The organism is Parerythrobacter jejuensis, from assembly GCF_039536765.1.
Classification (GTDB): Bacteria; Pseudomonadota; Alphaproteobacteria; order Sphingomonadales; family Sphingomonadaceae; genus Parerythrobacter; species Parerythrobacter jejuensis.
In genome coordinates, this window is record NZ_BAAAZF010000001.1 from 1,005,745 (window position 1) to 1,028,135 (window position 22,391).

The 22,391-nt window shown below is 60.6% G+C and carries 26 protein-coding genes; 9 read left to right on the forward strand and 17 right to left on the reverse strand.

What is annotated here, in order from left to right; translation table 11 throughout:
* Positions 1-5: 5 nt before the first annotated feature.
* From ABD653_RS04910 to rpmF, 5 genes are all read right to left on the reverse strand, one after another.
* Complete coding sequence (locus ABD653_RS04910) at positions 6-458, reverse strand: MerR family transcriptional regulator (protein ID WP_160780131.1); 453 nt, start codon at positions 456-458, stop codon at positions 6-8.
* A gap of 1 nt (position 459) precedes the next feature.
* Positions 460-762 (reverse strand): integration host factor subunit alpha, encoded by a 303-nt coding sequence (locus tag ABD653_RS04915; protein ID WP_160780132.1) that lies wholly within the window; start codon positions 760-762, stop codon positions 460-462.
* Positions 763-900: 138 nt separating this feature from the next.
* A complete protein-coding gene (locus ABD653_RS04920) occupies positions 901-1,866 on the reverse strand; it encodes a beta-ketoacyl-ACP synthase III (protein ID WP_160780133.1) in 966 nt (321 codons plus the stop codon).
* Positions 1,863-2,942 (reverse strand): phosphate acyltransferase PlsX, encoded by a 1,080-nt coding sequence (gene plsX / locus ABD653_RS04925; RefSeq protein ID WP_160780134.1) that lies wholly within the window; start codon positions 2,940-2,942, stop codon positions 1,863-1,865. Before plsX ends, ABD653_RS04920 begins: the two co-directional genes overlap by 4 nt.
* A 22-nt stretch (positions 2,943-2,964) precedes the next feature.
* Positions 2,965-3,144, reverse strand: a complete 180-nt coding sequence (gene rpmF / locus ABD653_RS04930; RefSeq protein WP_011414648.1) for a 50S ribosomal protein L32 — start codon at positions 3,142-3,144, stop codon at positions 2,965-2,967.
* 198 nt (positions 3,145-3,342) lie between these two features.
* Here rpmF and ABD653_RS04935 point away from each other — a divergent pair, with 198 nt between their 5' ends.
* Entirely contained in the window at positions 3,343-3,735 is a 393-nt protein-coding gene (locus ABD653_RS04935; RefSeq protein ID WP_160780135.1) for an MAPEG family protein, read from the forward strand.
* A 6-nt stretch (positions 3,736-3,741) separates the two neighbouring features.
* Here ABD653_RS04935 and ABD653_RS04940 read toward each other — a convergent pair whose 3' ends face one another.
* Positions 3,742-4,383, reverse strand: a complete 642-nt coding sequence (locus ABD653_RS04940; protein ID WP_160780501.1) for an MBL fold metallo-hydrolase — start codon at positions 4,381-4,383, stop codon at positions 3,742-3,744.
* Positions 4,384-4,459: 76 nt separating this feature from the next.
* On the reverse strand, positions 4,460-5,155 hold the full coding sequence (locus ABD653_RS04945) for a S24 family peptidase (protein WP_160780136.1): 696 nt from the start codon (positions 5,153-5,155) through the stop codon (positions 4,460-4,462).
* Positions 5,156-5,254: 99 nt separating this feature from the next.
* On the opposite strand from ABD653_RS04945, the gene ABD653_RS04950 reads away from it, so the two are divergent.
* Entirely contained in the window at positions 5,255-5,443 is a 189-nt protein-coding gene (locus ABD653_RS04950; RefSeq protein WP_160780137.1) for a hypothetical protein, read from the forward strand.
* Positions 5,433-5,789 carry a hypothetical protein gene (locus tag ABD653_RS04955; protein WP_160780138.1) on the forward strand — a complete coding sequence of 119 codons (357 nt, stop codon included), beginning with the start codon at positions 5,433-5,435 and terminating at the stop codon, positions 5,787-5,789. The genes ABD653_RS04950 and ABD653_RS04955 overlap by 11 nt, the downstream gene beginning before the upstream one ends.
* 15 nt (positions 5,790-5,804) lie before the next feature.
* Here the strand turns inward: ABD653_RS04955 and ABD653_RS04960 are convergent, their stop codons facing one another.
* Complete coding sequence (locus ABD653_RS04960) at positions 5,805-6,743, reverse strand: D-2-hydroxyacid dehydrogenase (RefSeq protein ID WP_160780139.1); 939 nt, start codon at positions 6,741-6,743, stop codon at positions 5,805-5,807.
* Between the two features lie 66 nt (positions 6,744-6,809).
* Here ABD653_RS04960 and ABD653_RS04965 point away from each other — a divergent pair, with 66 nt between their 5' ends.
* Positions 6,810-7,421, forward strand: a complete 612-nt coding sequence (locus tag ABD653_RS04965) for a 2OG-Fe(II) oxygenase (RefSeq protein ID WP_160780140.1) — start codon at positions 6,810-6,812, stop codon at positions 7,419-7,421.
* Here ABD653_RS04965 and ABD653_RS04970 read toward each other — a convergent pair.
* The 3 genes from ABD653_RS04970 to ABD653_RS04980 all read right to left on the reverse strand — a co-directional run bounded on the left by ABD653_RS04970 (position 7,418) and on the right by ABD653_RS04980 (position 10,070).
* Complete coding sequence (locus tag ABD653_RS04970) at positions 7,418-7,852, reverse strand: RES family NAD+ phosphorylase (protein WP_160780141.1); 435 nt, start codon at positions 7,850-7,852, stop codon at positions 7,418-7,420. The genes ABD653_RS04965 and ABD653_RS04970 overlap by 4 nt on opposite strands.
* A complete protein-coding gene (gene cysS, locus ABD653_RS04975) occupies positions 7,849-9,303 on the reverse strand; it encodes a cysteine--tRNA ligase (RefSeq protein WP_160780142.1) in 1,455 nt (484 codons plus the stop codon). Before cysS ends, ABD653_RS04970 begins: the two co-directional genes overlap by 4 nt.
* A gap of 107 nt (positions 9,304-9,410) precedes the next feature.
* Positions 9,411-10,070 carry a nitroreductase gene (locus ABD653_RS04980; RefSeq protein WP_160780143.1) on the reverse strand — a complete coding sequence of 220 codons (660 nt, stop codon included), beginning with the start codon at positions 10,068-10,070 and terminating at the stop codon, positions 9,411-9,413.
* 94 nt (positions 10,071-10,164) lie between these two features.
* Between ABD653_RS04980 and ABD653_RS04985 the strand changes: the two genes are divergently transcribed.
* Positions 10,165-10,695, forward strand: coding sequence for a hypothetical protein (locus ABD653_RS04985; RefSeq protein ID WP_160780144.1), 531 nt, complete (start codon positions 10,165-10,167; stop codon positions 10,693-10,695).
* Positions 10,696-10,701: 6 nt separating this feature from the next.
* On the opposite strand, the gene cobT is transcribed toward ABD653_RS04985, so the two are convergent.
* From cobT to ABD653_RS05000, 3 genes are all read right to left on the reverse strand, one after another.
* Positions 10,702-12,525: a cobaltochelatase subunit CobT gene (gene cobT / locus ABD653_RS04990; RefSeq protein WP_160780145.1), complete on the reverse strand. Its 1,824-nt coding sequence runs from the start codon at positions 12,523-12,525 to the stop codon at positions 10,702-10,704.
* 12 nt (positions 12,526-12,537) lie between these two features.
* A complete protein-coding gene (gene fsa / locus ABD653_RS04995; protein WP_160780146.1) occupies positions 12,538-13,191 on the reverse strand; it encodes a fructose-6-phosphate aldolase in 654 nt (217 codons plus the stop codon).
* A gap of 101 nt (positions 13,192-13,292) precedes the next feature.
* On the reverse strand, positions 13,293-13,976 hold the full coding sequence (locus tag ABD653_RS05000) for a DUF4197 domain-containing protein (protein WP_199801144.1): 684 nt from the start codon (positions 13,974-13,976) through the stop codon (positions 13,293-13,295).
* Between the two features lie 55 nt (positions 13,977-14,031).
* Between ABD653_RS05000 and ABD653_RS05005 the strand changes: the two genes are divergently transcribed.
* From ABD653_RS05005 to ABD653_RS05020, 4 genes are all read left to right on the forward strand, one after another.
* Positions 14,032-16,197, forward strand: a complete 2,166-nt coding sequence (locus tag ABD653_RS05005) for a primosomal protein N' (RefSeq protein ID WP_160780148.1) — start codon at positions 14,032-14,034, stop codon at positions 16,195-16,197.
* A 66-nt stretch (positions 16,198-16,263) separates the two neighbouring features.
* Positions 16,264-17,868: a tetratricopeptide repeat protein gene (locus ABD653_RS05010; protein ID WP_160780149.1), complete on the forward strand. Its 1,605-nt coding sequence runs from the start codon at positions 16,264-16,266 to the stop codon at positions 17,866-17,868.
* A 34-nt stretch (positions 17,869-17,902) separates the two neighbouring features.
* Positions 17,903-18,535, forward strand: coding sequence for a glutathione S-transferase family protein (locus ABD653_RS05015; RefSeq protein ID WP_160780150.1), 633 nt, complete (start codon positions 17,903-17,905; stop codon positions 18,533-18,535).
* A gap of 36 nt (positions 18,536-18,571) precedes the next feature.
* On the forward strand, positions 18,572-20,134 hold the full coding sequence (locus ABD653_RS05020; protein WP_160780151.1) for a cryptochrome/photolyase family protein: 1,563 nt from the start codon (positions 18,572-18,574) through the stop codon (positions 20,132-20,134).
* Here the strand turns inward: ABD653_RS05020 and ABD653_RS05025 are convergent, their stop codons facing one another.
* From ABD653_RS05025 to ABD653_RS05035, 3 genes are read right to left on the reverse strand one after another with little or no spacing between them, the layout of a single operon-like run.
* A complete protein-coding gene (locus ABD653_RS05025; protein WP_160780502.1) occupies positions 20,135-20,506 on the reverse strand; it encodes a nuclear transport factor 2 family protein in 372 nt (123 codons plus the stop codon). It lies immediately after the preceding gene.
* A 20-nt stretch (positions 20,507-20,526) separates the two neighbouring features.
* The gene (locus ABD653_RS05030) at positions 20,527-20,922 is read right to left on the reverse strand and encodes a RidA family protein (RefSeq protein ID WP_160780152.1); all 396 of its coding nucleotides are present in this window, start codon (positions 20,920-20,922) and stop codon (positions 20,527-20,529) included.
* A 30-nt stretch (positions 20,923-20,952) separates the two neighbouring features.
* Positions 20,953-22,374, reverse strand: coding sequence for a S41 family peptidase (locus tag ABD653_RS05035; protein WP_160780153.1), 1,422 nt, complete (start codon positions 22,372-22,374; stop codon positions 20,953-20,955).
* Positions 22,375-22,391 lie beyond the last annotated feature (17 nt).

Below are 22,391 nucleotides of genomic sequence, written 5' to 3' on the forward strand. Positions count from 1 at the left end.
GCGCTCTAGGCGCCGACAGCTTGCGCCAGTTTGTCCCTGATATCCTTAAGCTCGGCCACAATCTCAGGTGCGGTGTGCCCTACACCCGTCACAGCCGGGGCGAAGGCCTCTGGCAGACGGGCTTCATCATCGGATGCAGGTGAGGCCGCAGGAGCTGGTGTGGAGCTGGGCTTGGCATCGGGTTGCTCACCCAAAGCCACGCGGCCTTCCTCGATCGCCTGACGAGCCCCTTTGAGCGTATAGCCTTCGTGATTGACGAGACGGTCGATCGCTTCGACCAGGGCCACGTCTTCAGGCCGGTAATAGCGCCGGTTCCCACTGCGCTTGAGCGGTTCGAGCGTCGGGAATTGTTCTTCCCAATAGCGCAAAACGTGAGGTTTGAGGCCCAGAGCCTTGCCCAATTCTCCGATGGTGCGCAATGCGCCGTCGTCTTTCCCATCGTCGAATGTGGCAGTCACGTCAGCCTCCCTTTGCTATCCGTTCCCGTAATAGCTGGCTGGCCCGGAATGTCATGACCCGGCGCGGAGTTATCGGCACTTCAACACCCGTCTTGGGGTTGCGACCGACGCGCTCCTTCTTGTCGCGCAGGACAAAGCTACCAAATCCGGAAATCTTGACGTTCTCGCCCTTCTTCAGCGCACCGCACATATGCTCGAGAATGGACTCGACCATGTCGAGCGACTCGGCCCGGCTGAAGCCCATCTTTCGGTTAATGGTCTCTGCCAGATCCGCTCGTGTCAGTGTACCCACCGATCGCGACATTGGCATCCCTCCCTCATCAGTGCGACCCGACGAACCAGATTGTTGAAAGCAAACTAGCGAAACATTGGATTTCGCGCAACGCAGGCAGTGGAAAATCGTTATCTAAGGCTAGTTTAGTGGCCGGAGCGAGATTGCATCTTAGATGCGGACCAGGCTCGCACCCCATGTGAAGCCGCCGCCCATAGCCTCGAACATCACCAGATCACCCTGCTTGATGCGGCCATCGCGGATCGCCGTATCGAAGGCCAATGGCACCGATGCGGCAGAGGTATTGGCGTGCTGATCAACTGTCACCACCACTTTTTCCATCGGCAGGCCGAGCTTGCGCGCCGTCGCGTCAAGGATCCGGGCATTGGCCTGATGCGGCACAACCCAGTCGATATCTTCTGCCGATATCCCTGCATCTTCAATCACTTCGTTGAGTACGGAAGCGAGATTGACCACGGCATGGCGGAAGACTTCGCGCCCTCTCATACGCAAGTGGCCGACAGTCTGTGTGGTTGAAGGCCCGCCATCGACATAGAGCAGATCGTGTTGGGCACCGTCGGCATGGAGGCGGCTGGCAAGGACGCCCGGCCCGTCTGCCTGGCCGTCGCTGGCTTCGAGCACAACAGCTCCTGCCCCGTCGCCGAACAACACACAGGTGGTACGGTCTTCCCAATCGAGGATCCGGCTAAACGTTTCCGCACCGATCACCAGCGCCCGGCTGGCCGAACCCGTCCGCAACAGCGAATCGGCAGTCGTCAGAGCGTAGAGGAAGCCCGAGCATACCGCTTGGACATCAAAGGCAATTCCGCCGCCGCAGCCCAGCGCATGCTGGACCTTGGTCGCCGTGGCTGGAAACGTATTGTCCGGTGTCGCGGTTGCCAACACGATCAAATCGATTTGCGAGGCGTCGATACCTGCCGCGTCGAGCGCCTTGCGCGAGGCTTCGATCGCCAGGCTCGATGTCGTCTCGTCAGGCTCGGCGATATAGCGTTGGCGAATGCCCGTTCGTTCGACGATCCATTCGTCACTCGTGTCTACCCGGGCGGCCAGTTCAGCATTGCTCACGGCATTGCGTGGCAGGGCCGAGCCGCTGCCCCGAATGACGGAGCGGATCATTTGGGACCGGCCCCGCTCTTGCCATTGCCGTTTGCGCCGCCGGTCGAATCCCACATCCGCTCACCCAGTTCGGAAAGGTCGGATGCGATGCGTTCGGTCAGTTTGTTCTCAAGCAAACTGGCAGCGACCGCCACGGCATTGGCTACGCCACCGGCCGTCGCGCTGCCATGGCTCTTCACGACTACGCCATTGAGACCGAGGAATACTGCGCCGTTGTGGTTGTTCGGGTCGAGATGGTGCCGCAGCAATTCGGTCGCCGGACGCGAGACCAGAAATCCGACTTTCGAACGGATCGAGCTGGTGAACGCATTGCGGAGCAAATCGGTGACGAAGCGCGCTGCGCCTTCGATCGCTTTGAGCGCAATATTGCCGGAAAACCCGTCTGTGACGACCACATCGACTTCGCCGCGATTGATTTTGTCGCTTTCGACAAAACCGTCGAACCGCATGGCAAGGCCGGTGGCTTCCTGCAGCTGGGTCGCAGCATCGCGCAGTGAATCGGTGCCCTTGATTTCCTCCGTGCCGATATTGAGTAGCCGCACACGCGGTTCCTCGCGGCCGGTCAGGATGCGCGAATAGGCTGCGCCCATGATTGCGAACTGCACCAGATTGCGGGCATCCGCCTCAGTATTGGCACCAAGGTCGAGCATCACAACGTCGTCTTCTTCGAGGGTGGGCATTACGCCCGCCAGAGCCGGCCGATCGATGCCAGGCATGGTGCGCAGGGCAAGCTTGCTCATCGCCATCAGCGCGCCGGTATTGCCCGCGCTGACTGCGGCGCCGGCATCGCCTTGTTTTACGGCATTGACCGCTAGGCCCATGCTGGTGGTCTTGGCGCGGCGCAGGGCTTGGGTCGGCTTCTCATCGCCTCCCACCACATCGTCACAATGCAGGATTTCGGAGGCACCGCGCATATTCGGGTGCGAATCCAGCGCGGCCTTGATGCGGGCCTCGTCGCCCACCAGCAGGAACTGGAACTGGTCGTGGCGGCGCCGCGCTTCCGCGGCACCGTCAATCATCACGCGCACGCCAATATCGCCTCCCATCGCATCGATAGCGATACGGGGCAGGCTCATGGCGTTCTCCAACTAGTGGAAATTAGAGGCTCGGGGCGAGAACTTCGCGACCGTTATAAAAGCCGCAGTGCGAGCACATGTTGTGCGGACGCTTCAACTCGCCGCAATTGTTGCATTCGTGGAAGGCTTCGACCTTCAGCGAATCATGAGCGCGACGGTTGCCACGGCGATGCGGCGATACTTTTCTCTTAGGGACAGCCATGGCGGCACCTGTTCCTTAAATACAATCTGTTGCGAGCCGCACTAGGCGAAGGGCGTATAACACACAACCCGAAAGGGCGCGCGGCACAAGACCCGTCAGTCGGCGGCGAAGGCGCGGCATATAACGGCTTTGCGCGCGGTTGCAACTGATTCCCGACCCACCTAGCGTCGCGCCACATCTGGAGAGGGAAACCCGACAATGATTCTTCCTGTCACACTCACCGCCGCGGCAGCAGCTGCGCTGATCAATTTCTGGCTTGCATTGAGGATCGGGCAATTGCGCCTGAAGCAAAAAGTCGTCCACGGCGACGATGCCGGCGGCCCTCTTACCCGCCGCATGCGCGCCCAGCTCAATTTCGTCGAGAACACGCCCTTCGTACTGGTCCTGATTGCGGCCATCGAACTGACGGGCAAAGGTTCACCCTGGCTCGCCTATGTCGCAGGAATCTACATGCTGGGCCGGATTGCCCACGGGATCGGAATGGACGGCGAAACGGGCACGAAGCCGCGCCAGATTGGCGTTATTGTGACAATGCTGACCCTGCTCGGCCTGTCCATTGCGGCGGTGTTGATCGCTGCTGGCGTACTCTAGGCCCGCCTAGCTCAGCGCATAATCGCTGACGAAGGCGTTGGTCTTGCGCTCCTGGCCAAAAGTGCTGGTCGGGCCGTGGCCGGGAATGAACGTGATGTCATCGCCCAGCGGCCATAGCTTCTGGGTGATGGCGTCGATCAAATCCTGGTGATTGCCCATTGGGAAATCGGTTCGGCCGATGCTGCCCTGGAACAACACATCGCCAACGACAGCGAATTTGGCGTCGGCATTGTAAAACACGACGTGCCCAGGTGTGTGGCCGGGGCAATGGATCACATCCAGCTCCAGCTCACCGACAGTGACCTTATCCCCATCGTCGAGCCAACGGTCCGGTTCGAACACCTGGCCATTGATACCGTATTTCTTGCCGTCATCATCCAGCCGCGAAATCCAGAACCGGTCCGCTTCATGCGGTCCCTCGATCGGCACGCCCAGCTCTTGCGCCAGCACGCCCGCTTCGCCGCAATGGTCGATATGACCGTGGGTGATGAGGATCTTCTCCAGCTCGACGCCGGTCTTGGCCAGACCTTCCTTCAGTTTGTCGAGATCCCCCCCCGGATCAATCAACGCAGCCTTATTGGTCTTGGTGCACCAGATCAGCGAGCAATTCTGCTGCAGGGGCGTTACCGGAATAATGCCGGCCTTCATCGGGGATTGTGTCGCTTCAGTCATACGCCGTGATGTGGCGTCACACGTCGCGTTGCGCAAGCCTTTCGCCCCCGATCTACAGCCGCCCGCTTTTCCAGACGACGCGGCCGATCACCTCGATATCCTCCATCGCGACGTCGAGCGGCGGATAAGCGAGGTTCTGGCTCAATAGCGAAACCCGTTCCTGCCCTGCCCGCGCCAATCGCTTTACCATCAGGGCCTCGCCCATGCGGACGACATGAATCCCGTCGCGCAACGTCCCGGGCGACCGATCGACCAGAATCTCGTCTCCGTGGCGCAGGAGCGGCTCCATACTGTCACCCTCTACCGTGACAGAAGACAGCATCTTGGGATCGAAACCGTTATCCCGCAGCCATCGCCCAGAGAAACCGAAATTATCAAACGGCGATTCGTCACCTGCAAACTGCCCCGGCCCGGCCGCCACCGCGATAGTCAGACGCGGGATGGCGACGAAATCCTCGTCCCTCAGTGTAGCAGACAAGCCTGTGTAGGATTTTTCTTCCGAACCACCCAAATCTGCTTCGGGAACACCGAAGAATTCCGCCAAAACTCTCCTGTCACCTTCTTCGAGTTTCTTCGGACTTCCCTTGCGGATGAACTGTTGCAAATAGCTGGAATTGCGTCCGATTAACGCTGAAAGTCTTGAAAGACTTGTGCCTTTCTCTTGCGCTAGCGCCAGCAGTCGCGACTGCGCTGAGTCCGGAATTTGCCCGTTGACGCTTGATCGGCCCGTTTTCCCATCGTCTTTCATGTTTCCTTCCTACATGAAAGATTTTTCCTAGACAAGTAGGATTTCAACCGCGACGACTCGGTTCACAGGACAGCGAATCAGCTTGAGATTGAGGGTTGAATGCTCATCAGACGTATCGAAAAATTCCTCCGGGAAACCGACATGCCGGCCACCAAATTCGGGCGCCTTGCCACGCATGATCCGCGGTTTGTACTCGACCTGCGTAATGGCCGAATGCCGCGCACCGGCACAGAACAGCGGGTCGACGGCTTCATGACCACCTATCGGGAGGCACAGCATGCGCGCTGACATTCTCCCCACGCGCACCCACCGTAGATCACGCCGTTCAACCGGTGATCGTTTGCGCGATGCGGTGCTCACCCTGTGTGCAGGTCATGGTCAGGTCCAGCACCATACCGAGAAAGCCTGGGCCAGCATCACATTCGCTGGCACGCGCCATTGCCTGCGGATCGTTTTTGAAGGAGGGGATGCCGTGCAGGCCGGGGAAGACCTTGTCGCCACCCTGCCCGATCACGAATTTGCCATCCCGCGCCAACTGGTCGCCGATGCGACGATCACCGCTGTCGAGAGCGAACTGCTACCGGTGCCGCGCATGCTGGTCGAATGTGAGCTGCTCTTGCTCGAAGATGCATGACGCGAAGGAGCGCGCTTAATACCCCAGGGTCAGGTCAAACTGCGGTGCAAGCTCCTCGCCCTCCAAGAAGCGATGGCAGTTTTCGATGAAGCGCTGCGCAGAGCGCTGGAACATCTTGGTCTGCGCCCGGCCCGATAAGTGCATGGTGATGTGCGCATTGTCGAGCGACCACAGCGCGTGATCGGCTGGCAGGGGTTCCGGCGTCGTCACGTCCAGGAAAGCGCCGCCAATGGACTTGCTTTCCAGCGCGGCGACCAGCGCATCCTGCTGCACCACGCTGCCCCGGGCGATGTTCACTAGCACCGCATCCGGTTTCATGGCCGCGAGTTCGTTTGGCCCGATCATGCCGTCTGTTTCAGGTGTTGAAGGCACAGCCAGGATGACCCAGTCAAAGTCCCCAAGTTGCGCGCGCCATTGATCGGGTGTCAGCACGCCGTCGCCGCCCGAGCGGCGCACCACCGTGACATCGACATCGAAGGCTTCCAGCCGCGGTTTGATCAGCTTGCCGATCGCGCCATAGCCCAGCAATAACGCTCGGGACTCCGCCAGCTCGATCTTGCCCGGTGAATCCTGCAGCCATTCGTGCCGTTCCTGCGCGCGGACGACGTCGCGATATCCCTTGGCGTGTACCAGCATGCCCATCACGACATATTCGGCGATGGTGATGGCATTGATGCCGACCCCATTGGTTACGGTAACGCCGCGATCAATCATCAATTGGTGCGGCAGGAAATCGAGGCCGGCATAAATGGAATTGAACCACGTCATCTTCTCGGCCCGCGTCACCGCGTCCACCATCACGTCCTGCTTGTCGAGATCGAACCAGCCGATATCCGCTTGCGGCGCGAGCTCGAGCAATTCCTCGACAGAACCGAAGAACTTCGCTTCAATGCCTTCGGGCAATTGCGGCTCCACCAGAGGGCGAACGAGAGCGGACAGGACGGCTACGGGCATGCGGCACCTCTTGCATCTTCAGATGGGCCTGTCCCCTAGCGGGATTGGCAGGGCGAAAGCTAGCCAATGAATTCGCCGCTGGTCCCCAACCACATCGTGATCGACGAATTCCTGGCCATCCAGGATGCCGCCAACCTGCTGGACTTTGCCATTGCCAGCCAAAGCCGGTTCAAATCGGCCAGCGTTCGGGCGGCCAACGGTCAAGAGGCCGTGACCGCACAGCGCGACGCCATGAAACTGGCCGATCTTGGCCCGTTCCGCCGGCTGTTTCGCGAAGCGGTGAAGGCGGAGTTCGCCAATCTGTGCGACGGAACGGGCGTGCAGGCTTTCGATATCGCTGCATGGGATATCGAGCTCGCCGTGCATCGCGATGGCGGCCATTTCCGCAAACATGTCGACACGCTGACCGCAGCTGGACGACTGGACCAGCCGGGCGATCGCATGATCAGCCTAGTCTATTATCTCCAACGCGAACCCGCACGCTTTTCAGGAGGAGCACTGGTGATCAGCCCCTTCGCCGGTGACAGCGAGCCCATCCGCATCGCACCGCGTCACAACCGGCTGGTCGCCTTCCCCTCGATCGCCTGGCACGAAGTCGAAGACGTGGCAGTGCCCGGCAATGCATGGGACGCGGCCCGTTTCTCGGTCAATTGCTGGCTGCTGCGTGCGCGGGACTAGTCTGGTAGGCTGAGGCACTGGGCAAAGTCGAACAGGCGCGTCGTCAGCGGGCGAACATAGCGCGCATCGGGATGTGCAGGGTTCATCATCACGATCTGCGCTTCGGGCAAAACCGCCGATTGCACCGCCGCCAGCAGCGAGCGGCCGGAGCCTAGCCATTCGTCCCCGATGCGGCGCTTCTCCGCCTGATCCTCGACAAAGGGCAGGCTCTCCGGCTCGGCATTGATATCGGTGAAACCAAGGACATAATCGTCATCGATCCCGACGAGATCACGGGGCAGATATCGCTGCACGACCAATACGGCCAGACCCGGTTCAGAGGCGAAATTGACCACCGGGCGACCCGGCGAAACCCAGCGCGCGCCCCATGCCTCCGGCCCTTTCCCGTCCAGCGCCACGAAGGGCAAGCGGGTGAGCCGCCACAACTTCAAGAGAGTTTCCACTCCCAGCCGAGCGGATCACCATCCATCACCTCGACACCCTTGGCGGCGAGATCGTCTCGGATAGCATCGGAGCGGGCGAAGTCTTTTGCGGCGCGGGCTTCTTTGCGTTCGGAGAGCGCAGCTTCGATTTCGGCTTCGATGATTTCGGCGGTGGCGGGGCGGATGCGGAGGTCGGCGCGGGTGAGTGTCGCCAAACCAAAGCCCAACACCCGGTCCATCTTCAGCAAGACCGGCGCTTTCTCGTGCGCCTTCCAATGCTTCGAGGTCAGAAGCTCCTCGAAGGCAGTCAGTGCTTTCGGTGTCGCAAGATCATCGGAGATGGCGCTGGTGAAAACCGAGTATTCTGATTCGAAGATCTTGCCGAGAGACGTTTCCTGAAAGTCCTTAGGCACGTCAGCACTTCGTATTTTCGAGTAGGCACCTACAATCCGCTTCAACCGAGTCAGCGCCGCTTCCAGCCCTTCCCACGTAAACTCCAGCTCACTGCGGTAATGCGCTTGCAAGCACAGCAGACGATAGGCGAGCGGGTGGAAGCCACGATCCACGAGCGCTTGCAGCGTCAGAAATTCGCCAGATGATTTCGACATCTTGCCGCGACGGTCGATCAGGAAGTTGTTGTGCATCCAGATCCTGGCGCCGCTGTCGGATGAGCAATTATGGGCTTGGTTCTGCGCGATTTCATTGGGATGATGGATCTCGCGGTGATCGATCCCGCCGGTATGGATATCGAAGGGGTGACCAAGCAGTTCGGCGCTCATTACCGAGCATTCCAGATGCCAGCCCGGTGCGCCCTTGCCCCACGGGCTGTCCCATTCCATCTGCCGCGTCTCACCCGGCGGCGTCTTGCGCCAGATCGCGAAATCGGCGGCGTTGTGCTTGCCCTCTACCTCATCGATCCGGCCTTCGCCTGCGTCTTCTATCGCGTCGGTGACGGCACGCGCCAGCCGGCCATATTCGGGCACGGTCGCTACATCGAAATAGAGGCCGCTATCCAGTTCGTAGCAGTGCTTGACCTCGATACTCCTGGCCCAGGCAATCATGCTCTCGACATAATCGGTCGCGCGCGGATGCTGGGGTTTCCGGATGTTGAGCCGGTCCAGATCGGCCTCGAACACCTGTTGGTAGTAGCGCGCAATATCCCACGCGCTCTTGCCTTCGCGCGCCGCGGCCTTTTCCATTTTGTCATCGCCCGCATCGGCGTCAGATGTCAGGTGGCCGACATCGGTGATGTTGATGACATGCTTGAGCGCGTAACCCTTCCAGCTCAGCGTGCGGCCCAGCGTATCGGCGAACACATAAGCGCGCATATTGCCGATATGCTGGTAATTGTAGACCGTCGGCCCGCAGGTATAGACGCGCGCCTCGCCCGGGTGGATCGGCTCGAACGGCTCCAGCGAGCGGGTGAGCGAGTTGAACAGTTTGAGAGGCGCGTCGGTCATGGAGGGCCTGATACAGTCACGTCATTCCAGCGCAAGCTGGGATCTCTTCCAAACCCGTCGCGCTGGTCTAGGCAGACCCCAGCTTGTACTGGGATGGCGGCCTGAGATCAGAATCCGACAAACTTCACCGTATCGTCCAGCGGCTCCCGCTCGCGCTCGAAATTGTTGAGCGGCGCGTCCGGGTCGCGATAGCCGATCGCCATGCCGCAGAAGAGCATGTAGCGATCATGATCGAGCCCGAGAAAATCGCGGATGACATTGGCATAGAGCGCCATGAATTCCTGGAAACAGCTATCGAGGCCTTCCTCGCGCAGCAGCAGTGCAACGGTTTGCAGCCACATGCCCGTGTCGGACCATTGCGCCTCCTTCATCAGGCGCGGAAAATAGCAGAACAGCACCGCAGGCGCATCGAACGAGGTGGCGTTGCGCGCCATCGCCTTCATCCGGCCCTCACCATCGTCACGGGCAATCCCCATCGAGCCGAACATGCCCTTTGAAACCGCGTTAAGCCGTCCCTTATAAGCATCCTCTTGCCCCGGGGCGGTCCAGTCATACTCCGCCTCTTGCGGCGGTGTCGTCGTGATCTTGGCCTGCAAATCCTTGAGCGGCTGGCCCGTCACGATAGTCGCTTCCCAGGGCTGGTAATTGCACCCCGACGCAGCCCAGCGCGCTGTGTCCATGACCCGGCGAATGGTTTCAAGATCGACCGGCTTGTCGAGAAATTCCCGCACGGAGCGGCGCGATGTTACAGCTTCGGTGACGTTCATGCTGAGGCGCCTAACGGACCTCGCTCCGTCGTGCAAGCAAAGTGTATTGCTATAATAAGACACTCAACCTATTGTTGCACTGGAGGAAAGTACGATGTCAGATCTGTGCCTGTTACTTCAAATTCATATCGTGGCGGCCGTGGTGGCAATCGTGGTCGGAGCGATTGTTTTCGCATTGCCCAAGGGAGGACGGTCGCATCGTCGCTTTGCCAGCGTCTATGTCGTTGCAATGCTAGTGACGACGGTGGTCGTCGCCTTTGTACCCGCGACCGTGCTCGAGTTTGGCAATTCAGGCTTCGGATTTTTTCATCTGTTCATCATCGTAGGCGGCGCAAGTTCCCTTGTCGGAGCCTTCGCCCTGTGGCGTTGGCGCGAGACTCGCGATGTCGAATGGCTCCGCAACCATCAGGTGCGCTTTGCCTTCAGTTATGCCGGACTGCTGATGGCTGGCTTCAGCCAGGTGCTGACCAATCCGCGTTTCGGCCTTGTGGAGGTCATGCCGATTTCGTCTTTCTGGATCGTGTTCGCAGGCGTCAACATCGCGATCCTCGGCATCGCCATGGCGATCGTGCAGAGGTTCATCATGCAGGGAGACCCGCGCAGACGATACGCGCTCAAGCCGTGATCCCCATCACTTCTCGATTTCGAACAAATCGGCCAGCTGCTCGATAATCGTACCGCCCAATTGCTCGACATCCATGATCGTCACCGCGCGCTTGTAATAGCGCGTCACATCATGGCCGATGCCCACCGCCACCAGTTGTACAGGTGAGGCTTTCTCGATCCAGTCGATCACCTTGCGCAGATGCGCCTCGAGATATCCGGCATTGTTGACACTTAGTGTGCTGTCATCGACCGGAGCACCGTCGCTGATGACCATCAGGATGCGGCGGTCTTCGGGCCGCGCAATCAGACGGTTATGCGCCCATAGCAGCGCCTCGCCGTCTATGTTTTCCTTCAGCAACCCTTCGCGCATCATCAAACCGAGATTGCGGCGCGCACGGCGCCATGGCTCGTCGGCTTTCTTGTAGAGAATGTGGCGCAAATCATTGAGGCGGCCAGGGGTCTGCGGTTTGCCGTCTGCGAGCCAGCTCTCGCGGCTCTGCCCGCCCTTCCAGGCACGGGTGGTAAAGCCGAGAATTTCGGTCTTCACGCCGCAGCGTTCCAGTGTGCGGGCCATGATATCGGCGCTGATCGCGGCGATGCTGATCGGCCGCCCGCGCATGGAACCGGAATTGTCGATCAGCAGCGTGACAATCGTATCCTTGAACTCTGTATCGCGCTCCCATTTGTAGCTGAGCGAATGGCCCGGACTGATGACCACGCGCGCCAGGCGGGCGGCATCCAGCAGGCCCTCTTCTTGGTCAAAATCCCAGCTCCGGTTCTGCTGCGCCATCAGGCGGCGTTGCAGCCGGTTGGCCAGCCGGGTCACGACGCCCTGCAGGCCAGTCAGCTGGCTGTCGAGATAGGCGCGCAGGCGATCGAGCTCTTCAGTGTCGCACAGCTCCTGTGCCTCGACCACTTCGTCGAATTTCTCGGTATAGGCAGCATAATCGAAATCGAGCGGCAGGTCGGTCCATGGCCGGTTGGGGCGGACCGGCATCATGCCTTCCTCGCCTTCGTCGCCCAGCTCGCCGTCGCTCATTTCGTCTTGTGAAAGCTCCGCTTCGCTTTCGCCGTCGGACTCGCCCTCTTCCGTTTCCCCGGCCATGTCGGCCGGTTGGGGCTGCTGGTCACCGCCGGTCTCGTCGTCGGAATCGTCGTCCTGCTGGTCTTCGCCCTCGTCCTCGTCGCCATCCTCGTCACCGGAATTATCGGGCGCGTCGGACGGGCTGGTCAGCTCGAGATGTTCAAGCATGTCGAGCGCCAGCGACTGGAAGGATTTCTGGTCGTCGAGTGACAGGGCAAGGCCTTCGAAATCACCCCCGGCCTTGTCTTCGATAAACTCACGGACCAGCTCGACCCCGGCCCGCGCGCTATCGGGGATGGCCCGGCCAGTCAGCTCCTCGCGCAGCATCAGGCCCAGCGCAGTTTGCAGCGGGACCTCGGCATCGTTCTGCGCCCGGGCAATCGGATCGCTGGCGGTGCGCAGTTCTATCGCCGCGTCGAGGTTTTCCGCCATGCCATTGAAATTGTTGGCACCCAGCGCCTCGTAGCGGACCTGCTCGACCGCATCATAGACGGCCCGCGCAACCGGCTCCGAAGGGGCGTTGGCATCGTGCAGGCCGGTGTTGTGATGGCGCAGTTTGAGGGCGAAACTGTCGGCAAAGCCGCGCGCTTCACTCGCCTGTTCCGGCGGCAAGTTGCGGCCCGGCAGGGGCACGCGAAAATGGGTCCCGCTGGATGCAGGCGCATCGGCGCTCCACGCGACTTCCACTTCCGGCTCACGCGAGACGGCCCGCGCCGTTCCGGTCAGCGCACGCTTGAAGCTGTCGAGAGGAGTTTCATCTGCCACGGTCTGCGCGTCTTACAGGATCGACTGTCCGGTCTTTTCCCAATCGGCGAGGAAGCCTTCGATACCCTTGTCAGTCAGCACATGGTTGAACAGCGCCTTGATCACCTTGGGCGGCGCCGTCATCACGTCGGCCCCGATCAGCGCGCTTTCCAGCACATGCGTGACATGGCGCACGCTGGCGACCAGGATCTCGGTGTCATAAGCGTAATTGTCGTAAATCACGCGGATATCGCGGATCAGGTCCATCCCGTTGGTGCCATTGTCATCATGGCGCCCGACAAAGGGGGATACGAACGTCGCGCCGGCCTTTGCCGCCAGCAATGCCTGGTTGGCGGAGAAGCACAGCGTGACATTCACCATCGTGCCATCATCGGTCAGCGCCTTGCACGTTTTCAGCCCGTCAATGGTCAGCGGCACCTTGATGCAGACATTGTCGGCAATCGCGCGCAGCTTGTCGGCCTCTTTCATCATGGTCGGGTGATCCAGCGCCACGACTTCGGCGCTGACCGGGCCATCGGTGATTCCGCAGATTTCCTTCGTCACTTCCATGAAATCACGGCCGGATTTGGCGATCAGGCTGGGGTTGGTGGTTACCCCGTCGAGCAGGCCGGTGGCGGCCAGTTCCTTGATATCGTCAATTTCGGCGGTGTCGGCGAAGAATTTCATGTGCGCTAGGCTCCGGCATAGGTGATTCCCGTGACGCTCTAACCGAGCGTGTGGCCACGGGCTAGCCCCGCCCTAGGGCTGTGCCCCCAAACCCGCAGTTTTCATAGGCGCGAGCCAAGCCCGAACACGCCGATCAGCAGAGGATCGTTGGTCGATTGGGGATTGGCCCGGATGGCGGATTCTTCACGCCCCATCTCAGCCCAGATCGCATCGTTAACGCGGGTGCCCACACGGTTGGCAATCCCTCCCACATCGACCCCGGCCAGCGCGTTGATGGCTTGCCCCACCAGCGGGTCTTCGGCGATCCGGATCACCCGGCCCAGCTCCGGCACCATCGCGTCGAGCAAGCCGCTGCCGAGGTCTGCGCGCAGGAAATCGGTCGCGGCACTTGGGCCGCCGCGCACCAGCTCGACGGCACTTTGAAGGCCGATCACACGCACAGCATCGACAACAATCGGTGCAGCACGCTCGCTTGCTTCTACCGCGAAACCGGCAAATTCACGCTCCAGCCGGGTTTTGAACAATTGCGAGGTCAGAATGCTAGACAGCACATTGCCGCGCGTGCCGAGCAGATTGCCAAGCCCGATCTGAGCCACTTGGTCGTCCCAATATCCGCCCGGTGCCGTCAAGCGGGCGAAGGCACGCTCGCTGGAAAGGAGCAACAATCGCCGCACTGCATCGGTAAAGCTGAAGCCGCCCAATCCGCCCGCGCAACCCGGCAGCAGCAAGAGTGAACTGGCGCCAACGCCTGCGAGCATAGTCCTTCGATTGAGAATCTCGGTCATTTCAGCACATCCTTCCCTTGCCGCGCGTACATCGCGGCTCCCATATGGCAATAGCATGAACCGCGCCCGTATCCTCACTTTTAACGCTGCCCTGCCCGTGCTCGATTACCGGGTACCCGAAGGGACCAATGTAGTGCCGGGCAGCGTCGTCGTGGCGCCGCTGGGTCCGCGCGAGATTTTGGGGATCGTGTGGGAGGAGGACCGGCTGCCCGCACAATCGGTCCCCGATGCCAAATTGCGCCCTTTCCGTGAGGTGCTGCCGGTCCCACCCTTGCGTCCTGAATTGCGGCGACTGATCGAGTGGACAGCAGACTATTACTGCGCCCCGATGAATTCGGTTGCCCGCATGGTGCTGTCCAGTGGCGGCGCGATGCGCGGCCCCTCTACAACCACAGAATATCGCCTGTCTGGCGGCATGCCGGAACGCATGACGCCCAAGCGCGAGGCGGCCATTGCGGCGCTGGAGGGCGAACAAGCCACCATTCGCGAACTGGCCGAGCTGGCCGGGGTTTCGGATGGCGTACTGCGTGGTCTCGTCAACCAGGGCGTGCTGGAGCCGGTGGTGGTCGATATCGACCGACCCTACCCCCGCGCCCATGCCGATCATGCCGAACCAATCCTTTCTGCCGGGCAAAAGCCGGTGGCCGATGAACTGGTGACTGCGGTGGAGGCAGAAGAATTTGCGCCCATCCTGCTCGACGGGGTGACCGGATCAGGCAAGACCGAAACCTATTTCGAGCCGGTCGCAGCCGCTCTGCGCAAGGATCGGCAAGTGCTGGTCCTCCTGCCTGAAATCGCCTTGACCGAGAACTTCCTGCGCCGGTTCGAAGACCGGTTCGGTGCGGCGCCGATTGTCTGGCATTCAAGCCTCAAATCGACCGAGCGGCGCCGGGCATGGCGGGCGATCAGCACGGGCGAAGCGCAAGTTGTGGTCGGGGCCCGCTCGGCCTTGTTCCTGCCCTATGCCAATCTCGGCTTGATCGTGGTCGACGAGGCGCATGAGGTCAGCTTCAAACAGGATGACGGCGTTCGCTATAATGCGCGCGATGTGGCGGTGATGCGGGGGCGGTTCGAAAAGATTCCAGTCGTCCTTGCCAGTGCCACACCCGCGCTCGAAAGCCTGCAAATGGCTGAGAGCGGGATTTATCGGAAGCTCGACCTACCCAGCCGTTATGGCGGGGCCGAATTGCCCACGATCAAGCTGATCAACCTGACCGAGGAAAAACCAGATCGGGGCCGCTGGCTCGCACCCAGCCTGGCCCGTGAATTGTTCGTACGGCTGGAAAAGGGTGAGCAATCGCTGCTTTTCCTCAACCGACGCGGCTACGCCCCGCTGACCCTGTGCCGCAATTGCGGCCATCGTTTTCAATGCGCGAATTGCAGCGCATGGCTGGTCGAGCATCGTTTCTCCCGCAAGCTCGCCTGCCACCATTGCGGGCATGAAGAACCCCCGCCGCCCGCCTGCCCCGAATGCGGCGAAGTCGATTGCCTGGTCCCGTGCGGCCCCGGGGTGGAGCGAATTGCCGATGAAGTGGCCGAAATTCTGCCCGGTGCGCGTGTGGCGGTGGTCACGTCAGACACGCTCAATTCCCCGGAGAAGGCAGCCGAGTTCGTGGCCCAGGCCGAAGCCAAGGCAATCGATGTGATTGTCGGCACGCAGCTGGTCACCAAGGGATTCCACTTCCCCGAACTGACTTTGGTCGGCGTGGTCGATGCTGATCTAGGGCTGGAAGGCGGCGACCTGCGTGCGGCCGAGCGGACTTACCAGCAAGTCGCACAGGTGGCCGGGCGGGCCGGGCGCGGTGCCAAGCCGGGCGAAGTCCATATCCAGACCCGCCATCCCGATGCTCCGGTGATCGAAGCCCTTGCAGCGGGAGACCGCGACGCCTTTTACGAGGCCGAGACCGAGGCCAGGCGCCATGCCGGTGCCCCGCCTTTTGGGCGCTGGGCCGCGATCATCGTCTCGAGCGAGGATGAGGCCGAGGCACGCGATGCCGCCCGCGTGATCGGAGGCACCCAGCCGAGGTTAGACGACATCATGATCCTGGGCCCTGCCCCGGCGCCGATGGCCTTGTTACGGGGGCGCTTTCGCTATCGCCTGCTGATCAACGCCCGCCGGTCTGCCCGCGTGCAGGATGCCATTCGCCAGTGGCTAGACCCGCTCGATTTCCCGCGCGGCGTACGCATCGCCATCGATATCGACCCCTATAGTTTCGTTTAAAAAGAGGGGCTTGAAAGGCAGGTCGAATTTATGTGACCTTGGACTTTCGAATCAGGGGGTCTGCACATGAATTTGGTTTCGCGTTTCTTTGCGTTTGTCGCCGCCATACTTTGCGTTTCCGCGCCAGCAAGCGCCGAAACCTGGTTGCGCGCCGATACCGATAACTTCATCCTCTACAGCACGGGTGGCGAAGAAAACCTGCGCGAATGGGCGCTCAAATTCGAGCGCTTCGATACTTTGATGCGCAAGCGTTACCGGATCCCCATGGACCCGTCGCCCAACCGGCTAACGATCTACCTTCTCGATGACAGCCAGGCGGTCATGCAGTCGCTGGCCGGACGCAACCGGGGTGGCGTGGCCGGCTACTATTCCAGCCAGCTTGATGGTTCGTATGCGGTTACCCAGCGAACCATCGCCCGCAAAGGCGATCTAAGCGGGCAGGAAGTGATGTTCCATGAATATGGCCACCACTTCATGTTCCGCTATTTTCCCTTCGCCTATCCGGGCTGGTATCGCGAAGGCTTCGCTGAGTATTACGCGACCGCCGAGTTCGATGAGGAAGGCAATTGGACCTATGGCAAGCCACCGCTTTATCGCGGCGCCACGCTTACCGGGACCCGCCGACAAATCAGCGCGAAGAAGATGCTGACCACCGCGCAGAAAGACCTGACCGATTTTGAATCGTATCAAGTCTACACGCGCGGCTGGCTGTTGGTGCACATGATGCACAGCGATCCGGCCAAGAACCGGCAACTCAACGATTTCCTCCTCCGCGTCGGGCGCGGCGAAGATCGCAAGAGCGCAGCCGAAGCGGCCTTTGGCGATCTCAACCAGGTCGAGCGTGATATGAAGCGCTATATGGGCAAGAGCCCGACCTATATTCGTGGCCGCCAGCCGATCACCTATGAAGGGCGCCTCGATATTGTCACGCTCGACGATATCGATTCGAAGTTCGAAGCTCTTCGGCTGGCCAATCGTCGCAATGCGAAGCGCGAACAGACCCGTGACGCGCTGGAAAAACTGGCCGAGCAAGCGCCCGAGCGCGTGTATATCCTGAACGAACTGGCCGATGCCCAGCATATGATCGCCCATAGCGAGGCATGGAAAGCGGCCAAGAAGGCGGCCGGGCGCAAGGTCAAGGATGAGGACATTGAGGCTGGTGCCGCCGACATGGGGTGGGCCCTTGCGACCATAGAAAAAGCGCTCGCTATCGATCCGGACAATGGCCGGGCCAATGCGCTGAAGGCCGAATTCCTGATGGATATGGCCCGCGATGAGGAAAAGGACGAGTATTGGCCCACTGCCCGCCAACATGCGATCAAGGCCAATCGGGCTAACCCTGACGATCCATTTCCTCTGTGGCTCTATTACAAAAGCTTTGTTGAGGCCGGTGATACGGTCGATCCTGGCGCCCGCGCCGCGCTCGTCCGGGCGTTTGAACTCGCGCCTGAGTCAGATGATCTGCGTGTGGATTACGCGCTCGACCTGGCATTGCAGGGCGATTTCGGACTGGCGCAGGAAGTGGTCGAATTCCTTGTTGCCTCGCCTCACTCGGAAAAACGCGGAAAACTGGCGATCAAGCAAATCGAAGCGCTCGAAGCAGGTGCGTCTTACCTTGAAGTTTCGGACATGAAGCTGAAAGAGGAAGATGAAGAAGGGGAGACAGCCTGATCTCCCCATCACATCGATGTAAGGAATCCCCACCATGCTGACCGTCCACCACCTGCGTATCTCGCAATCCGAACGGATCGTCTGGCTGTGTGAGGAGCTGGGGCTGGAGTATGACCTCAAGCTCTACAATCGCGATCCCGAGACCCGGCTCGCCCCGCCCGAGCTGAAAGCGCTCCACCCGATGGAGATCGCACCGCTGATTGAGGATGATGACACGTTGCTGGGCGAAAGCGGTGCCATCGTCGAGTATATCCTCGGAAAATATGCACCAGACACCGATCTGGTGCCCGGTCCCGATCATCCCGATTTTGCCGATCATCTTTACTGGTTCCACTTCGCCAATGCGACTTTCATGACCAATGGCATGATGCAGATCGCGGTCGGAGCTGTCGGCGCGGAAATGCCGGAATCGCTCGGCAAGCGGGTGACCAATGCCTGGGCACAGGTCGAACGGCGCCTGGGCGAGGCGGACTATTTCGGCGGATCGCAATTGACCACGGCGGACATCATGATGGTGTTCCAGCTGACCACCAGCCGCGCGTTCAGCGATATGAGCATCGATCATTTGCCCAACCTTCAAGCCTATCTGAAGCGGATTGGTGCGCGCGACGCTTACCAGCGCGCGATGGCCAAGGCGGAGCCGGGATTCCCGCCCAAACTGGACTGATATGCAACCGCCCTTCGCTTTGTGCGTTGGGCCAGCATGAGTACAGACCAACCGATCCTCGTCCCCATTCTGGGCGACCAGCTGACCCGTGACCTTGCCAGCCTGCGGGGCCGGACCAAGGAGGATACCGTCATCCTGATGATGGAGGTGTGGGACGAGGCAACCTACGTCAAACATCACAAACAGAAGATCGCACTGATCTTCTCCGCCATGCGACATTTTGCAGCAGAGCTGGAAGATGCGGGTTGGACTGTCGACTACGTCACGCTGACCGATAGCGACAATTCGGGCAGTTTCACCGGCGAAGCGGCGCGCGCAATCGAGAGGCACAATCCACGCGCAGTGCATGTTGTCGAAGCGGGCGAATGGCGGGTCCAGCAGACGCTGGAAGAATGGCCCGACAAATTCGATTGCGAGGTGGAAATCCTGCCCGACGATCGTTTCGTCTGCTCAATCCCGGAATTCAACGACTGGGCCGAAGGGCGCAAGCAATTGCGGATGGAATTCTTCTATCGCGAAATGCGCAAGAAAACCGGCCTGCTGATCGATGGTGACGGCAAGCCCGAAGGCGGCGAATGGAATTACGACAGCGAGAACCGCAAGCCGCCCAAGGAAGGATTGGAGGCCCCGCAACGCCCGCTCTTCGAGCCGGACGAGACCACGCGCGACGTGATCGCTTTGGTCGAAGAGCAGTTCGGCGATCATGTCGGTTCGCTCGAAAGCTTCCATTGGCCTGTCACGCGCGAGGAAGCGGAGGAAACGGTGGCTGCCTTCTTCACCGAGCGCCTGCCCAAATTCGGCGATTATCAGGATGCGATGGTGTTCGGGCAGGATGATCTGTTCCACTCGATGCTATCGACCAGCATCAATCTCGGTCTGCTCGATCCGCTCGATCTGTGCCAGCGCGCAGAACAGGCCTACACGCAAGGCAACGCGCCGCTCAACGCGGTCGAAGGCTTCATCCGCCAGATCATCGGATGGCGCGAATATGTGCGCGGGTTTTACTGGCGCTTCATGCCGGGGCTGGAAAGCGACAATGCACTGAACGCCCAGCGCGCGCTGCCCGAATTCTATTGGACCGGCGACACCGATATGCGGTGCCTTGCAGACTCGATCCGGTCCACGCTCGACAACGCCCATGCGCATCATATCCAGCGGCTGATGGTGCTCGGCAATTTCGCCCTGATCGCCGGGATCAGCCCACGCGATGTGCAGGACTGGTATCTCGCCGTATACGCCGATGCCTATGAGTGGGTGGAACTGCCCAACGTGGCCGCGATGGTGCTCTATACCGATGGCGGCAAGCTGGCGAGCAAGCCCTATGCCGCGAGCGGGAATTACATCAACAAGATGAGCAATTACTGCGCGGACTGCAAATACTCCGTCAGCAAGAAAACAGGCGAAGGGGCCTGCCCATTCAACGCGCTCTACTGGCGCTTCATGGACCGTCACCGCGAGCGGCTGGAGCAAAACCCGCGCATCGGCCGCATCTATTTGAATTGGGACCGCATGGGCGAAGACCGACAGGCCGAATATCTCGAGAGTGCCGAGGCGTTTCTGGATACGCTCGAACCCGCAAAGGATGGTTGGGCGCGGTAGCTAGGCGCTGAGCGCCTTCGCCACGCCTGCCGCCTTTGGAGTATCGAGATATTCGCGCACGGCGGTGATCTTTCCGTCCGTCACCTCGGCCACAACGCAGGCCGCGAAGCGCAGCTCCGACCCGTCCGGCAAGGTGCCACAGACCTCGTGTTCGCGCACAAAGCCGCTGTCCGTGGTGGAGAATTGCGGTTTCTCGTAGCGATAGCCGGAAACGACTGAACGGAATGCACGCGCGAATGTGATCAGCGTTTCGCGATCCATAGGACGACCGCCATTCTGGACCAGCGCGAAGTCGTCTGCCAGGCAGGCCCGCGCGCCCTCCGCATCCCCCGCTTCAAATGCGCGGAAGAGCGTGTCGGCGAGGTCTTGCATGGACGGCACCTTATCGTCCGTCACGCCACGGCCGTTGCTTCGATTTCGACCATGATGTCCGGGTGATAAAGCTCCTTCACGCCCAGCAGCGTGCTGGTGATCTGGGCACCGGCGGCACCATGAATCGGCATAATTTCCTCGGCTCCTGCCATGAAAGCCGGCACGTCGGTGACGTAGAAATTGAGACGCACCAGGTTGGTGGCATCCATCCCCGCCTCGCCCAGCGCATCCAGCACACACTGCCACGCGACCTTGTATTGTGCCACGATATCGCCGGGATGCATCGGCGACCCGTCTGGCGCCGACGCCGTCTGGCCCGACAGATAGACTGTGCGACTTGCACCCGAAACCTCGACCGCGTGGTTCAGGCCGAAACCTTGCAGCCACGGGGTGGGATTGTGTGTGGTTGTTTTCATCTCATTTCTCCTAATTGCGCAAACCTAGTCCTATTGTTCCCGCGCCAACACCCAGTCCAGCACGGGGTCATCCCCGGCGGCATATTGCGCATAGGTCGGCATCACTTGCTCGTCCAAGGCCAGAGTGCCGATATCGGCGGCATCGCGTTCGCTGGGCGGGAAGCAATAGGGTGTGCTGTAATCGCAACCTTTCTCCCAATCGTGATAGCCGGTTGCGTAAGAGATGTTGTAGCCCGCATTGGGCAGCACGAAGCTGGTCCCGCGCTCGGCCCAGAATTGCGGCCGGTCACCCATCGGCTCCCCGATAATCAGGGTTCGGCCGGGCACATGCTGCTTCATCAGGGCGGCCGCGACGATAGCAGCCGAGAAGGTCTGCGGGCTTACTATGACATAGGCTTTCCCGTCCTGTGCCAGCGCCTCGCCCGCCTTCTTGGCAAAGGGAATGGCGTTGGACAGATCGCCGCCAGGATTCCAGCGCAGATCGAGCACGATGAAGGCGAAACCACCCTCCGGCGCGCCATCGAGAGTGGCCGGTAGCTCCTTTGCAACGGGGTTCCATTCGGCGTCCGCCAGGTAGTTGGAGCGGACATAAACACCTTCACCCAACCGGGTTGAGGACGTGGCAGTATCCGATCCTGCATGGGTCAGCGGCAAGCTCACTCCTTCCGCATCCCCGTCCAATGTCCGCACCCATTCACCCGCCTCGTCAGACAGCGGCCAAGGGGAAAGCGTCGTAAATGGATGACGATAGGAAAACTCGGTTTCCGCAGCATCGGACAGAGCCGTCAGTTCCACCGTCTGCGCCGCGCCCTCGCTGTTTGCCAGAGTGACAGTCAGCACGTCGGGCGATGCGGCAAGTCCGGCGGCATGAAGGAGCGCGGGGGAGCGGAGGAAATAGAGCGAAATCAAATCACGCCGGGCCTTGGGGCCGCCGCTATAGATCTCAAGCGCGGCGAGCACGTCTTCAACCGGCCTCCCTTCAATCGATACCAGCTGCTTGCCCACATGGTCGGCCAGCGCCTGCTGGGCCCGCACCACGAAATATCCATCGGCAAAACGGTAGACATCAAGGCCCGAGCGGTTGAATTGGCGGAAGGCAGTGACCGGATCGCTCGATGTGTGCGCATTATCGGCCAGCGCCATCAACGCCTGCGTTTCCAGATAGAATTCGGCTTTGCTCAGTTCCGTGTTGGCTGCGATCAGCTTGTCGATCCTCGTGCCGAACTCTTCTCGCGCTTGCGGCGCAAAACTCCGGTCATAGTCCAGCACGGTGGCGAGATATTGCAGGTCTTGCTGCTGGGCTTCCAGCGCATTTGCAGGTTCACCGAAATCAGCTTCGCTAACCCAGGGATTGAAATGATAGACCTGCGAAATGAGCGGCCCATACCAGATTGCCAATGCAATGGTGACCACACCCCAGATGCCGAAGGCCCATTTCAAGAACCGCTTCATGCGCACCCTCCCCTTGA